Here is a 13,596-nt window from a genome sequence, read left to right as displayed (position 1 = left end):
CCGGGCCACCAGTATCAGGCGGTTTTTTGCAGACCGGCAACGGTGCGCGGCATGCCGACAAAACCCGGCAAGGCTTCGATGCGGGCCAGCCAGGCTCGAATGTTGGCGTACTCGTCCAGCGACACATTGCCCTCAGGCGCATGGGCGATGTAGCTGTAGGCGGCGACGTCGGCAATCGTCGGTTCAGTGCCGGCCAGATACAGCGTATTGGCCAGTTCGTGATCGATCACTTTGAGCACGGTATGGGCGTAGGCAATCACTTCTGCAGCGTTGTAAGGCGCGCCAAACACAGTGATCAATCTTGCCCGGGCAGGACCGAAGGCAATCGGGCCGGCAGCCACCGACAACCAGCGCTGGACCTTGGCCGCACCCTCCGGATCAGCCGGCAGCCAGCGACCGTTGCCGTACTTTTGCGCCAGATACACCAGAATCGCGTTGGAGTCGGCCAACACCACGCCCTGGTCATCAATCACCGGCACTTGGCCGAATGCATTGAGCGCCAGGAACGCCGGTTGCTTGTGTTCGCCCTTGGCGAGGTCAACGAAGATCAGTTCGGTCGGCAATTTCAGCAGGGACAGCATCAACTCGACACGGTGCGCATGGCCGGAACGCGGGAAGTTGTAGAGTTTGATCGCTTGCATGGTCGACACCTCGGGTCAGTGGTGCTGCTCAGGAAGACCAGCGCCGATGGGTCGTATCTTCCACCTACAACCAAAACAACAGAATCACCAGCAAACGCAATCCATTATTTCAGTGGGTGAAATAACTCAACGCGCGAGCGCCGGATGCTCGCGCAGGGTCTTCACCGCGAAATCAACAAAACTGCGCACCCGGGCCGGCGCTTTGCGTCCGCCCTGATAGACCACATGGATGGGCAACGGCGGCAGTTCGAAGTCGGCCAGAATGATTTCCAGCTCTCCGGCAGCCACCTTGCTCGCGACTTGATAAGACAGTACCCGCGTGAAGCCCAACCCCAGACAGGCTGCCGTGATGGCCGCCTGATTCGCTGTCACCACCAGTCGTGGTTCAGCCCGGACACTCAAGGTTTCGCCGTCTTCAATGAATGGCCAACTCCTGAGTTGGCCGATAGCAGAGGTCGCGATAATCGGCGCCAGAGCCAGTTCCTGTGGATGCCTGGGCCGACCATGGCTGGCCAGAAACTGTGGCGATGCGCAGATCACCCGCCGCACCTCACCCACGCGGATCGCATGTTGATTGCTGTCAGGAAGTTCGCCGATGCGGATGGCCACATCGACGCCCTCCTCGACCACGCTCACTACCCGGTCCACCAGCAGCGCGTTGATGCAGACTTCGGGGAATTGCGTCAGGTAGCTCACCATCAGCGGCGTGACAAACAGCTCGCCGAACAAAACCGGAGCGGTGATGGTCAGTTGCCCACGAGGATGGATATGGCTGCCCGCTGCCGAATCCTCGGCTTCCTGCACCTCGGCGAGAATTCTCCGACAGTCCTCCAGATATCGCTGACCGGCCTCGCTCAAATACACGCTGCGCGTGGTACGTGTGAGCAGTTGCGTGCCAATACGCTGCTCCAGCGCCGCCACCGCTCGGGTGACGCTGGCCGCCGACAGCCCCAAACGCCGCGCCGCCGCCGAAAAACCCTGTTCCTGGGCGACGGCAGCGAAGACCTGCATTTCCTGGAAACGGTCCATGGGCATGTCCTTATTTCAGATAGATAAATCGTAATAAAAGGCCGGGATGTTAAACGCAAGTGCTCAATAACAAAGTTGGGCGTCCGACCATCAAGTAAATCAATGGGCTACTGCACTCTAGCGCCTGCGCTGTAAAAACCAAGCGTGGCACAAACCTCAAAGAGCAGGCCGGGGGATTATTGATAATTAATGAGGGTTATTTTCTTGCGACAGGTGCGACTGTTCGCAATTATCCGGACCCACCCGCTGCAACGGCTAATGCCTGACAGGGAAAAAGAGCCACTGGCTCGGCTCCCAACCCGTTTCCAGGCATGGGCTCGTCAGCGGACGATATCCACAGCGGCAGAATTCCAGCCTGCATAAACAGGCGGAATATACGACTGCTCCTATACTACAAGCCACCCTGTTACCTATTGAGTATTAGTAGGTACCTCGTTGAAATCTTCCCTACGTGAAATAAGGCGTTAGTTGTTAACGCTTGGACGCCTGTCCATCGATCTTGCTTCCAAGAGTCACTGAGTAGGGAAGAGTGAACTTCAACTAGCTGGCTAACCTGGTGACACCGCAAGGAGTTCGAGAATGTTGCGCACAAACATTTCCGCAAGAGCACTGTCCGGTGGTTTGCTCGATGTACTGATACGCGCCGGGCTGATTACCGTGCTGGTGCTGTTCTGCTTTCAGATCTTCCACCCGTTCCTCAACCTCATGCTCTGGGCGCTAATTCTGGCCATCACCCTGTATCCGCTGCATGCGCTCATCAAGCGCAAGCTGGTCAACAAGGACGGTCGTGCCGCCACCCTGATCGTGGTGGTCTCCCTGGCCTTGCTGATGGTGCCGATCTACCTGCTGGGCACCTCGATCAGTGAATCGATCCAGGGCACTCTGGCGATCCTCAAGTCCGATACGATGCAGATTCCGCTACCCAGCGAAAAAATCGCTTCCCTGCCGCTCATTGGCAAGCCGCTCTACGGCTACTGGATGCAAGCCGCCACCGACATGAGCAGCGTGCTGATGAAGGTGATGCCCTATATCAAGTCCGTCGGGCTGACCTTGTTGGGCAAAATGGCCGACGTTGGCGTGGGCTTTCTGTTGTTCATCGGCGCCCTGATCATTGCCGGCGTGCTCATGGCCTATGGCGAAAACGGCGAAAGAAGCGCCCTGGCCATCACCTCGCGTCTTTCCGGACCAGAGCGTGGCCCTCGCATTACCGAACTCTGCACTGCAACCATCCGCGCGGTCGCCCAGGGCGTGGTGGGTATCGCGTTCATTCAGATGTTGCTGGTCGGCGTGGGCTTCGTGCTCATGGGCGTCCCCGGTGCCGGGCTGCTGGCCATGGTGGCGCTGTTGATGGGGATCATGCAATTGCCGGTGCTGCTGGTGACCCTTCCGGTGATCGCTTATGTCTTCGCCACCGAAGGGACCAGCCTGGCCACCATCGTGTTTGGCATCTACAGCCTGATTGCCGGAATGGCCGATAACGTCCTCAAGCCATTGATGTTGGGTCGCGGCGTCGATGTGCCGATGCCGGTAATTCTGATTGGCGCCCTGGGCGGCATGGTGAGCGGCGGCTTCATCGGTTTGTTCATCGGACCGGTTGCGCTGGCGGTGGGCTACCAACTGTTCTGGCAATGGGTCCAGGACCAACCGTCTGCCGAGGTAATGAACGAGACACCCGAGATCGAGGCGTTGAACGAGACACCGAAGATAGAGGCAATGAACGATCAGCGTCCTGTCTGAGGAGTTTGCGCTTGATGCCACGCCCTGCTCGCATCAGCCGGCTTCTGCTCTGTGGCACCGTCGTTCTGGGGGGCTGTGTGCAACTGGGCCCGGATTTCCAGTCGCCGGCCCAGCCCTGGGTCGACCACTGGAACAGCCCGGCCCTGGAGATCGCCGGCCAACAACACGCACAACCTGACAGCCGCCAATGGTGGCGCGTTTTCAACGACCCGGTGCTGGACCATTTGATGGCCGAAGCCGATGCCCACAACGCCGACCTGCAGGTCGCTGGCCTGCGGGTCATGGAATCCCGCGCACAATTGGGCATCGCTCTGGCCGGCCGCTACCCGCAATTGCAACAGGCCAGCGCCGACAGCCTGTACCTGAACCGTAAGCAATCGGGCGGCAGCAACCCCCAGGACACGCATTTCTGGCAACACAGCGTCGGCTTCGATATCGGCTGGGAGCTGGACTTCTGGGGGCGTTTCAGCCGTGCCATCGAGTCGGCCGACGCGTCCTGGTTTGCCGCCCAGGCCAACTATGAAAATGCCTTGGTGCTGTTGCACGCGCAACTGGCGCAAAACTACTACGCCTTGCGCACCGCCGAGGCGCGCCTGCAAATCGCCCGCAGTAACGCCAAATTGCAAAAGCGCAGCTACGAGATCACCGAGCGCCTGTTCAACAGCGGGGCCGAAGCCGAACTCGACCTGCAACAAGCCAAGACCCAGTACCTGGGCACCCTGAGTACCATCCCGGATTTCGAGAGCCAGGTGGCGAGCTTGCGCAATGCGCTGTCCACCCTGATCGGCCAGCCACCCGGCTCGATCCCTGACCTGGATCGCAACACCGGAGTGGTGCCACTGCTCGATACCGCGGTCTTGCAGGATGTGCCTGCCAACCTGCTGGTGCGGCGCCCCGATGTTCGCGCTGCCGAGCTGCAAGTGGCGGCGCAGTCGGCGTTGATCGGTGTGGCCGAGACCGACCTGTACCCCTCCATCAGTCTGCTGGGCAGCATCGTCTGGTCCGCCAGCTCGCTCAACGCTGCGCCCAATACCCTCGATATGGTGGCCGGCCCCAGCCTGCGCTGGGACATCTTCGACCATGGCCGGATCACCAACAACGTCCGCGTGCAGGATGCACGCTTGCAGCAGCTGATCGTTATCTACCAGGACAGCGTGCGCCAGGCGGCGCGCGAGGCTGACGATGCCGCTACCGGCTTGATCAAAGCGCTGGAGCGCGACCAGATCCTCAGCGAAGCCTCGGTAGCCGCTGAACGTTCGGTGACCCTGGCCAATGCCCAATACCGCGAAGGCTATTCGGATTTCCAGCGCGTACTGGATGCCCAGCGCGCCCTGTTTGCCCAACAGGATATCTACCTGGTCAACCGTGGCACCGCGGTCAACAGCTTGATCGCCCTCTACAAGGCTTTGGGCGGAGGTTGGTACAGCGACCAGCCGATGATCGACCCGGCCACCCGCAAACAGATGCAACAACGGACCGACTGGGGCGATCTGCTCGACGAACCGAAGGAAAGTGCCCATGACTGACAGCCAACAACCGGTCGACGAGAAAGCCCCGGCACCTGCCGCCGACCCTGCGAAAAAAGCGATCAACTGGGTGGTGCTGCTGATCATCCTGAGCCTGGTCTGGTACCTGATGGCCGACCGTTACACGCCCTACACGCAACAGGCACGGGTACAGGCCTTCGTTGTGCCGGTGGCGGCTGAGGTATCCGGCCGGGTGACCAAGGTGCATGTACGCAACAATCAGGACGTCAAGGCCGGCGAGTTGCTGTTTGAAGTCAATCCAGAGCAGTACCAGATTGCCGTCGATCGCGCCCGCGCCGACCTTGAATCGACCCGTCGCCAGGTGGGCGCCAACACCGCCGGCGTCGACTCCAAGCAAGCGTCCCTGCGCGCGTCCCAGGCCAACGAGCTCAAGGCACGCCAAGACATCCAGCGGCTTGAACGCCTGTACCGCGAAGACCCGGGCACCATCTCGCTACGACGCCTGGAGATATCCCGTGCCACCCTGGAAGAGTCCATCAGCCAGGTCGCCGCGGCCAAGGCCGAAGTGCAACGAGCACGGGAACAACAGGGCGGTAACGAAGACGAAAACGCCCAGTTGCTCAGCGCCGCCAGCAACCGTGAAAAAGCCGAGCTGGACTTGAGCAATACCAAGGTCCACGCGCGCTCGGCCGGTCTGATCACCGATTTGCGCACCGATGTCGGCCAGTTTGCCGCTGCCGGTGCGCCGGTGATGACCCTGATCGCCATCCACGATGTGTGGATCAGCGCCGACATGACGGAAAACAATCTGGGAAGCGTCCAGCCCGGGACGCCGGTGTCCATCGTCCTCGACGCCCTGCCGGGGGAGATTTTCAAAGGTCATGTGCGCAGCGTCGGCTATGGCGTCGATATCGGCCAGACCACCCAGCCGGGCAGCCTGCCGAAAGTGGAGAACAGCCGCGATTGGCTACGTCCTGCCCAGCGCTTTCCAGTCATCATCGAGTTCGAGCCTGGTGAGTTGACCAGCCCGCAGGGCATCCGCTCCGGTGGGCAAGCAGAAGTCATGGCGTTCCCGAGTGAAGGTAACCCGCTGAATATACTGGGTCGCCTGTTCCTGCGCCTGATGAGCTGGATGTCCTATGCGTATTGAGCGCCCGGCCCGGGTCCAGCGCGCCCTGCGTTTGGGCTTCGGTACGGCGCTGTGCCTGGCGGCGAGCTTTGGTCTGGCCCTGCCCATCCCGTTCCTCGCGCCGATGCTGGCGCTGATGATGCTGGCAGCGATGAACCGACCGTTACCGTTCAAGGCCAGCCTGGGTCTGATCCTGATCCTGATGTTGACCACCGGGACCGGCCTGCTGTTGATTCCCCTGCTGCGTTACTACCCGTTCAGTGGTGTGCTGCTGGTCGGACTGTGCCTGTTCATGGCCTTCGGGTATGGCCTGCGCGGCGGCAACCCGCTGGTGGCGACTTTCCTGGTGGTGGGCCTGACCTTGATCAGTTCGGCCGGAACCGCTGAATTCGCCCTGGCGCTAGAAGTGATCGTGGCCTTGGTCAAGGGGCTGTTCCTGGCCGTCACGACGCTGACCATCAGCCATTGGCTGTTTCCCGACCCCGCCAGCGCCCCCGCGGCCAAGCCCGGCCCGAGCCTTACTCCCACCGAAAGCGGTTGGCTGGCGCTACGTGCCACGCTGGTGGTGCTGCCGACTTTCCTGCTGGCCATGATCGACCCGGCCAGCTACCTGCCGATCATCATGAAAGCCGTCAGCCTCGGCCAACAAAGCTGCGCGACCAGCGCCCGCACCGCCGGCCAGGAGTTACTCGGCTCTACCCTGCTCGGTGGCTTGATGGCGATTCTTTTCTGGTGCGCGCTGAGCCTGTTCGTCAACCTGTGGATGTTCTTTCTGTGGATGTTGCTGTTCGGATTGCTGGTGGCCAGAAAGCTCTACGGCCTGGCCCGGACCCGACAACCACCGAGTTTCTGGCTCAACAGCCTGGCGACCCTGATCATTCTGCTTGGCCAATCGGTACAGGACAGTGCCGCGGGCAAGGATGTCTACACCGCTTTCGCCATCCGCATGGGCCTGTTCATTCTGGTGACTTTGTACGCCTGTGTGATGGTCCATTTGTTGGATACGCGTCGGCAACGTCGCCATGTCGCCAAGCCGACACCTGAAGAGGGTCCCGGTTGATCACACGGTACGAACCAGGAAAGCGTCTTGAATATGTTAGAAAAGCCCCCCTCACATTCCTCGGGCCCATCCAGTTACTGTAAGAAAACTCTCTGGTCAGTGAAGGCTGCATCCGTAAATAAAAGATTCTTGAACATCCTGCTTGTGCAGTCGCCCCTATCTGAATCAAAGATACATTCATGAATGGAAATTTTTCAGGTATTACTTGGGGTCTTCCCGATATCGACCGGCGCCTGCTGAAACTGCAATTCAGCTTTTTGCTGATCACTCTGGGTGGACGGTGCAATCAACTGGCGGTGGCCTGGTGGGCCCTGCAGGTAACAGTCTCTGCCACCTACTTCGCCAACATGATTGCCTGTTCGATCGCGGCGGAAGTGTTAGCCAAACCCTTGCTGGGATGGCTGGGCGACAAGTACAACAAAATCCTGATCATCAAACTGACCTCATGGATCAGCCTGCTGACAGCGTTATTGATGGCGGTGCTGTCCGCCACGGAGGCTTTCAACCCTTGGGCGGTTGGCGTGCTGATGATGCTCAGCAGTGCGATCGTCGGCGTTCGCGACCCTCTCCAGGCGTCGATCATTCCTTTGTTTGCAGACGACGATAAAGTCTCCTTGGCCCTTCGGACCAAAAGTGTGATGTCGTCCTTATCTATTCTTCTGGGGCCGGTACTTGCCAGCGGGTTGATTTACGGGTTCGGCATCACATTCGCCCTTGCCACCGATTTTTTTGCAATTCTCATCGCCGGCGCATTGATCGCAACCATCCCGAACTACATCGGTGCGGCTGACGAATACGAAAAAACACCACGTGCCAGTGGCTTCAGAATGATCTATTCCGGCTTCAAAGTGGTTTATGGCGTGAAAGTCGAATTTTACCTGGCGATTATTTCGATGCTGATCAACTTCGCCCTGTTTCCGTTTTTCACTATCCTGATCCCGCTGTATGTAAAGGACGTCATCCAGTATCCAGTCACTTACATCGGTCTTCTGGATTCGTGCTTCGGGCTGGGCATTTTGGCAGGTAGTTACAGAATCATCGGATGGTTATCCACCCGGTTACCACGTGACATGTGCGTGTCCGCAGGTTTTGCGCTACTGGGAAGCAACCTCGTGGTGGTTGGGACTGTTTCATCGTCGTTCTTCATACCCGTAGCCTTTTTCTGCGGAGGCGTCGGCTTGATGTTAATCAACATTCCCACCTCTGCCGTGAGGTTGTTGGCGACGCCAAAGCTCCATCGCAACAGGGTTTTCGCCATAGTTTCATTTCTGTCTGCGGCGGCCAGCCCCTTGGGCAGTTTCGCGATGCCCTCCCTGATCGTTTATCCAGGAGTCGAATTGACAATCACGCTGCTGGGCGTATTGGTTCTACTCTTGTCTTTGCTGGTCTTTCTGGTACCCGATTTCACGACTTTCATGCGTTCCCGGGATACGCAGCTCAATGATGCCTATCGGGTCAAATACCCTAAAGCGTTTACGCAGTGACGTGCCTCGACGTACGGCAGCAAAAAGTCCTAGGAAAATATCAGAGCTGTGAATAAGTCTGAGTACCAATACCAGACTAATTCCCTGGCAAGATCACAGACAAAATTGGACATACAGTGGAGGAATAAAAAAAGCCCCTGAAATCAGGGGCTTTTGGCATTTTTCAAAATCTATTATTTGGCGTCAGAATGTTTTGTCTGTTGTCAAAATCTATTGTCTGAAACCAGGTTTCTTTCATCTGTGGATAACTTATTCCACAGTGACCGACTTCGCCAGATTGCGCGGCTGGTCGACGTCGGTGCCTTTGAGTACGGCAACGTAGTACGACAGCAGCTGCAGCGGGATGGTGTAGAGGATCGGCGACAGGATGTCGTGGATGTGCGGCATGTGCACCACGTGGGTGCCTTCACCGTTGGTCATGCCGGCCTTCTCGTCAGCGAAGACGATCAACTGGCCACCGCGGGCGCGGACTTCCTGGAGGTTGGACTTCAACTTCTCCAGCAGTTCGTTGTTCGGCGCCACGGTCACCACTGGCATGTCGTTATCCACAAGCGCCAACGGGCCGTGTTTCAACTCGCCGGCCGGATAGGCTTCAGCGTGGATGTAGGAGATTTCCTTGAGCTTGAGTGCCCCTTCCATCGCTACCGGGAACTGCGCACCGCGGCCGAGGAACAGCGTGTGGTGTTTCTCGGCGAACAGCTCGGAGATTTTTTCCACGGTGCTGTCCATGGCCAGCGCTTCGCTCAGACGGGTTGGCAAACGACGCAGTTCTTCGACCAGTGTCGCTTCGACGCCTTTGGCCAAGGTGCCACGAACCTGGCCCAGGGAAAGCGTCAGCAACAACAGGCCAACCAATTGCGTGGTGAAGGCTTTGGTCGAAGCCACACCGATTTCGCGACCGGCCTGGGTCAACAGGGTCAGATCGGACTCACGCACCAGCGAGCTGATGCCGACGTTGCAGATCGCCAGGCTAGCGAGGTAACCCAGTTCCTTGGCATTGCGCAGTGCGGCCAGGGTGTCGGCGGTTTCACCGGACTGGGAAATGGTCACGAACAAGGTGTCCGGCTGCACCACCACCTTGCGGTAGCGGAATTCGCTGGCGACTTCGACCTGGCAAGGAATGCCGGCCAGCTCTTCGAGCCAGTAACGCGCGACCATGCCGGCGTGGTAGCTGGTGCCACACGCGACGATCTGTACGTTACGCACTTTGGCGAACAGCTCGGCCGCCTGTGGGCCGAATGCCTGTACCAGTACCTGGTTCTGGCTCAGGCGACCTTCCAGCGTGCGCTGGACCACAGACGGTTGCTCGTGGATTTCCTTGAGCATGAAGTGGCGGAACTCGCCCTTTTCAGCGGCTTCGGCGCCGTCACGATATTGCACGGTTTCGCGCTCGACAGCCTGGCCGTCAACGTCCCAGATCTGCACGCTGTCGCGGCGGATTTCGGCGATATCGCCTTCTTCCAGGTACATGAAACGGTCAGTGACCTGACGCAGGGCCAACTGGTCGGACGCCAGGAAGTTTTCCCCCAGGCCAAGGCCGATCACCAACGGGCTGCCGCTGCGGGCTGCGACCAGGCGATCCGGTTGCTGCGCGCTGATCACTGCCAGGCCGTAAGCACCGTGCAACTCTTTGACGGTCGCCTTGAGGGCCACGGTCAGATCACGCAGATCCTTGAGCTTGTGGTTCAGCAGGTGGGAGATGACTTCAGTGTCGGTGTCCGAGGTGAACACATAGCCCAAGGCTTTGAGTTGTTCACGCAGGGCTTCGTGGTTTTCGATGATGCCGTTGTGCACCACCGCCAGGTCACCGGAGAAATGCGGGTGGGCATTGCGCTCGCACGGTGCACCGTGGGTGGCCCAGCGCGTGTGGGCGATACCCAGACGACCGACCAGCGGCTCGGTGGCCAATGCCTGCTCCAGCTCACTGACTTTGCCCGGGCGACGCAGGCGCTCGAGTTTTTCATCGTTGGTGTAGACCGCCACGCCAGCGCTGTCATACCCACGGTATTCGAGGCGTTTCAGGCCTTCGACGAGGATGGCGGTGATGTTACGTTCTGCGACTGCGCCGACAATTCCACACATGCTATTTCTCCTGACTGATAGCCGCGCAAATCAAATTGATGCCGCGGGCCTGAATCTGATCGCGAGCCTCAAGCGGCAGGCGTTCATCCGTAATAAGGGTATGGACGCTGCTCCAGGGCAGCTCCAGGTTGGGAATCTTGCGGCCGATCTTGTCGGCCTCCACCATCACGACCACTTCGCGGGCGACTTCGGCCATGACCCGGCTCAGCCCGAGCAGTTCGTTGAAGGTGGTTGTACCGCGAACCAGATCGATGCCATCGGCCCCGATGAACAGCTGGTCGAAGTCGTAGGAGCGTAGTACCTGCTCGGCAACCTGCCCCTGAAAGGACTCGGAATGCGGGTCCCAGGTGCCACCGGTCATCAACAGCACCGGTTCGTGCTCAAGTTCGCTCAGGGCATTGGCGACATGCAACGAGTTGGTCATCACCACCAGACCGGGTTGCTGTCCGAGTTCCGGGATCATGGAGGCGGTGGTACTGCCACTGTCGATAATGATGCGCGCATGCTCGCGAATCCGCGCGACGGCGGCACGAGCGATGGCTTGCTTGTATATGGAAACCGGCTGACCAAGGTCCGCGACCAGCTCCTGAGGCATGGTGATCGCCCCGCCGTAACGACGCAGCAACAGGCCATTGCTTTCAAGTGCTGCCAGATCCTTGCGAATCGTAACTTCCGACGTTTCGAAGCGCTTGGCCAACTCATCCACACTGACTTCGCCCTGCTCATTGAGCAAGGCGAGGATGTTGTGACGACGTTGAGGTGTGTTGCGCTTCGACATGAGCTGATAAGTTTCGTTTCGAAAGATAGCAGAAGCAATCAAAACCTATCAGCGAAACTTCGTCAAGCATGTTGCGACAAAAAGATCTGTGGATAACTTGTAGGAGCGAGCTTGCTCGCGATGGGCGTTAACGATGACGCGTTCTTTCTGAAAAAATGCGTCGCACGCGTATTCATCGTCGGAACGCCGCCCGGAGCAAGCTCGCTCCTACAAGGGAGTTGTGGATAACTCAGCTCTTGTTGATCTTCTCCGGCCGCTTCCAGCCGTCGATGTTCTTCTGACGAGCACGCCCGATGGCCAACTGGGATTTATCCACAGCCGAGGTAATAGTCGAACCGGCCGCCGTGGTCGCACCATCCAGGATATCCACAGGTGCTACCAACGAGTTGTTGGAACCAATGAACACATCTTCACCCAACACGGTTTTCCACTTGTTGGCGCCGTCATAGTTGCAAGTGATGGTGCCAGCACCGATGTTGGTGCGCGCGCCCACTTCAGCATCACCCAGATAAGCCAGGTGACCGGCCTTGGCGCCTTCTCCCAAGTGCGCGTTTTTCAACTCGACGAAGTTACCCACATGCGCCCGGGCTTCCAGCACGGTACCTGGACGCAGACGCGCGAACGGGCCGGCATCGCTGCCTTCACCCAGAATGGCACCTTCGATATGGCTGTTGGCCTTGATGATCACGCCTTTGCGCAGGGTGCTGTCCTTGATCACGCAGTTCGGACCGATCACCACGTCATCCTCAATGACGACCTTGCCTTCGAGGATCACGTTGATGTCGATCAACACATCGCGGCCTACGGTCACGTCTCCACGCACGTCGAAACGAGCCGGGTCGCGCAGCGTCACACCTTGAGCCATCAAACGACGACCGGCGCGCAATTGATAATGCCGTTCCAGTTCGGAAAGCTGCTTGCGGTCGTTGGCGCCCTGCACTTCCATGGCGTCGTGCGGTTGCTCGGTGGCCACCACCAGACCATCGCTCACTGCCATGGCAATGATGTCGGTCAGGTAGTACTCGCCCTGGGCGTTGTTATTGGAGAGACGGCTCATCCAGTCGCCAAGACGGGCAAAAGGCAGCGCCAGAATGCCGGTATTGCCTTCGGTGATCTGGCGTTGGGCTTCATCGGCATCTTTCTGCTCGACAATGGCGGCAACCTTGCCAGCGCTATCACGAACGATTCGGCCGTAACCGGTCGGGTCATCCAGTTCGACGGTCAGCAGGCCCAATTGCTCTGGACCCACTTGCTTGAGCAGGCGCTGCAGGGTTTCGACCTCGATCAACGGCACATCACCGTAGAGCACCAGCACGGTGTCGGACTGAATGAATGGCACTGCTTGAGCAACGGCGTGACCGGTACCCAACTGTTTATCCTGCAGGACGAAGTTGAGGTCATCCGCCGCCAGGCGTTCGCGCACGGCGTCGGCACCATGACCGATTACGACGTGGATGCGCTGTGGATCAAGTTGCCGAGCGCTGTGGATAACATGACCGAGCATGGAGTTGCCGGCAATCGGGTGCAAAACTTTCGGCAAAGCGGAACGCATGCGCGTGCCTTGGCCTGCAGCGAGAATAACGATTTCAAGAGACATGACTGGCTACCAATCCTGGGTGGTCAGCGGCTGCGACCGGGTTGTAAAAATCGGAAAAGAAAAAAGGGTAGCCGAGGCTACCCTTTTTAATCAATCACACAACAAGCGCTGCCTTAATGGCCGAACTTCTTGCGGATCTGCTGGACGGTGCGCAGCTGAGCTGCAGCCTCGGCCAGACGTGCGGCAGCAGAACCGTAATCGAATTCCGCGCCTCGTTCATGCAAGGCCTTCTCGGCAGCCTTGACGGCTTCCTGAGCGGAGGCTTCATCCAGGTCGGCAGCACGTTGCACGGTATCGGCAAGAACCTTGACCATGTTCGGCTGAACCTCGAGGAAACCACCGGAGATGTAATACACCTCCTCTTCCCCGCCCTGCTTGACCAGGCGGATCGGACCTGGCTTCAGATTAGTGATCAGCGGCGCGTGACCCAGGGCGATACCAAGATCACCCAGTGCACCGTGCGCAATCACCATCTCGACCAGACCGGAAAAGATTTCTCCTTCCGCGCTGACGATATCGCAATGGACTGTCATAGCCATCTGATTGCCTCAACCTAAATTAGCGCCCGTTTC

Annotated in this window: 11 protein-coding genes; 5 read left to right on the top strand and 6 right to left on the bottom strand. The window is 58.8% G+C overall.

Annotation, left to right across the window (positions count from 1 at the left end; translation table 11 throughout):
- Positions 1-14: 14 nt before the first annotated feature.
- The gene (locus tag AC1DXW_RS03735; protein ID WP_477752213.1) at positions 15-641 is read right to left on the bottom strand and encodes a glutathione S-transferase family protein; all 627 of its coding nucleotides are present in this window, start codon (positions 639-641) and stop codon (positions 15-17) included.
- Positions 642-767: 126 nt separating this feature from the next.
- Positions 768-1,670 carry a LysR family transcriptional regulator gene (locus tag AC1DXW_RS03730; protein WP_477752212.1) on the bottom strand — a complete coding sequence of 301 codons (903 nt, stop codon included), beginning with the start codon at positions 1,668-1,670 and terminating at the stop codon, positions 768-770.
- 579 nt (positions 1,671-2,249) lie between these two features.
- On the opposite strand from AC1DXW_RS03730, the gene AC1DXW_RS03725 reads away from it, so the two are divergent.
- The 5 genes from AC1DXW_RS03725 to AC1DXW_RS03705 all read left to right on the top strand — a co-directional run bounded on the left by AC1DXW_RS03725 (position 2,250) and on the right by AC1DXW_RS03705 (position 8,567).
- Positions 2,250-3,407 carry an AI-2E family transporter gene (locus AC1DXW_RS03725; RefSeq protein ID WP_477752211.1) on the top strand — a complete coding sequence of 386 codons (1,158 nt, stop codon included), beginning with the start codon at positions 2,250-2,252 and terminating at the stop codon, positions 3,405-3,407.
- 14 nt (positions 3,408-3,421) lie between these two features.
- A complete protein-coding gene (locus AC1DXW_RS03720) occupies positions 3,422-4,933 on the top strand; it encodes an efflux transporter outer membrane subunit (RefSeq protein ID WP_477759771.1) in 1,512 nt (503 codons plus the stop codon).
- Positions 4,926-6,044: an HlyD family secretion protein gene (locus tag AC1DXW_RS03715; protein WP_477759770.1), complete on the top strand. Its 1,119-nt coding sequence runs from the start codon at positions 4,926-4,928 to the stop codon at positions 6,042-6,044. Before AC1DXW_RS03720 ends, AC1DXW_RS03715 begins: the two co-directional genes overlap by 8 nt.
- Positions 6,034-7,083 carry a DUF2955 domain-containing protein gene (locus AC1DXW_RS03710; RefSeq protein WP_477752208.1) on the top strand — a complete coding sequence of 350 codons (1,050 nt, stop codon included), beginning with the start codon at positions 6,034-6,036 and terminating at the stop codon, positions 7,081-7,083. Before AC1DXW_RS03715 ends, AC1DXW_RS03710 begins: the two co-directional genes overlap by 11 nt.
- 179 nt (positions 7,084-7,262) lie before the next feature.
- Complete coding sequence (locus AC1DXW_RS03705; protein WP_477752207.1) at positions 7,263-8,567, top strand: MFS transporter; 1,305 nt, start codon at positions 7,263-7,265, stop codon at positions 8,565-8,567.
- Between the two features lie 249 nt (positions 8,568-8,816).
- Here AC1DXW_RS03705 and glmS read toward each other — a convergent pair whose 3' ends face one another.
- From glmS to AC1DXW_RS03685, 4 genes are all read right to left on the bottom strand, one after another.
- Positions 8,817-10,649 (bottom strand): glutamine--fructose-6-phosphate transaminase (isomerizing), encoded by a 1,833-nt coding sequence (gene glmS / locus AC1DXW_RS03700; protein WP_477759769.1) that lies wholly within the window; start codon positions 10,647-10,649, stop codon positions 8,817-8,819.
- A gap of 1 nt (position 10,650) precedes the next feature.
- The gene (locus AC1DXW_RS03695) at positions 10,651-11,427 is read right to left on the bottom strand and encodes a DeoR family transcriptional regulator (protein WP_007985041.1); all 777 of its coding nucleotides are present in this window, start codon (positions 11,425-11,427) and stop codon (positions 10,651-10,653) included.
- A 229-nt stretch (positions 11,428-11,656) separates the two neighbouring features.
- Positions 11,657-13,024 (bottom strand): bifunctional UDP-N-acetylglucosamine diphosphorylase/glucosamine-1-phosphate N-acetyltransferase GlmU, encoded by a 1,368-nt coding sequence (gene glmU, locus AC1DXW_RS03690; RefSeq protein WP_477754450.1) that lies wholly within the window; start codon positions 13,022-13,024, stop codon positions 11,657-11,659.
- Between the two features lie 113 nt (positions 13,025-13,137).
- A complete protein-coding gene (locus AC1DXW_RS03685) occupies positions 13,138-13,563 on the bottom strand; it encodes a F0F1 ATP synthase subunit epsilon (RefSeq protein ID WP_007969909.1) in 426 nt (141 codons plus the stop codon).
- Positions 13,564-13,596: the final 33 nt, after the last annotated feature.

This window comes from Pseudomonas sp. P4_C4, from assembly GCF_056402055.1.
The sequence above is the reverse complement of the archived record's forward strand: the minus strand, read 5'-3'. Positions and strand labels throughout refer to the sequence as shown.

Excerpts from the sequence above, each read along its gene's own strand:
- AC1DXW_RS03705 (WP_477752207.1), top strand. The coding sequence starts at position 7,263 with ATGAATGGAAATTTTTCAGGTATTACTTGGGGTCTTCCCGATATCGAC.
- AC1DXW_RS03710 (WP_477752208.1), top strand. The coding sequence starts at position 6,034 with ATGCGTATTGAGCGCCCGGCCCGGGTCCAGCGCGCCCTGCGTTTGGGC.
- AC1DXW_RS03725 (WP_477752211.1), top strand. The coding sequence starts at position 2,250 with ATGTTGCGCACAAACATTTCCGCAAGAGCACTGTCCGGTGGTTTGCTC.
- AC1DXW_RS03735 (WP_477752213.1), bottom strand. The coding sequence starts at position 641 with ATGCAAGCGATCAAACTCTACAACTTCCCGCGTTCCGGCCATGCGCAC.
- AC1DXW_RS03730 (WP_477752212.1), bottom strand. The coding sequence starts at position 1,670 with ATGGACCGTTTCCAGGAAATGCAGGTCTTCGCTGCCGTCGCCCAGGAA.
- glmS (WP_477759769.1), bottom strand. The coding sequence starts at position 10,649 with ATGTGTGGAATTGTCGGCGCAGTCGCAGAACGTAACATCACCGCCATC.
- glmU (WP_477754450.1), bottom strand. The coding sequence starts at position 13,024 with ATGTCTCTTGAAATCGTTATTCTCGCTGCAGGCCAAGGCACGCGCATG.
- AC1DXW_RS03685 (WP_007969909.1), bottom strand. The coding sequence starts at position 13,563 with ATGGCTATGACAGTCCATTGCGATATCGTCAGCGCGGAAGGAGAAATC.
- AC1DXW_RS03720 (WP_477759771.1), top strand. The coding sequence starts at position 3,422 with ATGCCACGCCCTGCTCGCATCAGCCGGCTTCTGCTCTGTGGCACCGTC.
- AC1DXW_RS03715 (WP_477759770.1), top strand. The coding sequence starts at position 4,926 with ATGACTGACAGCCAACAACCGGTCGACGAGAAAGCCCCGGCACCTGCC.
- AC1DXW_RS03695 (WP_007985041.1), bottom strand. The coding sequence starts at position 11,427 with ATGTCGAAGCGCAACACACCTCAACGTCGTCACAACATCCTCGCCTTG.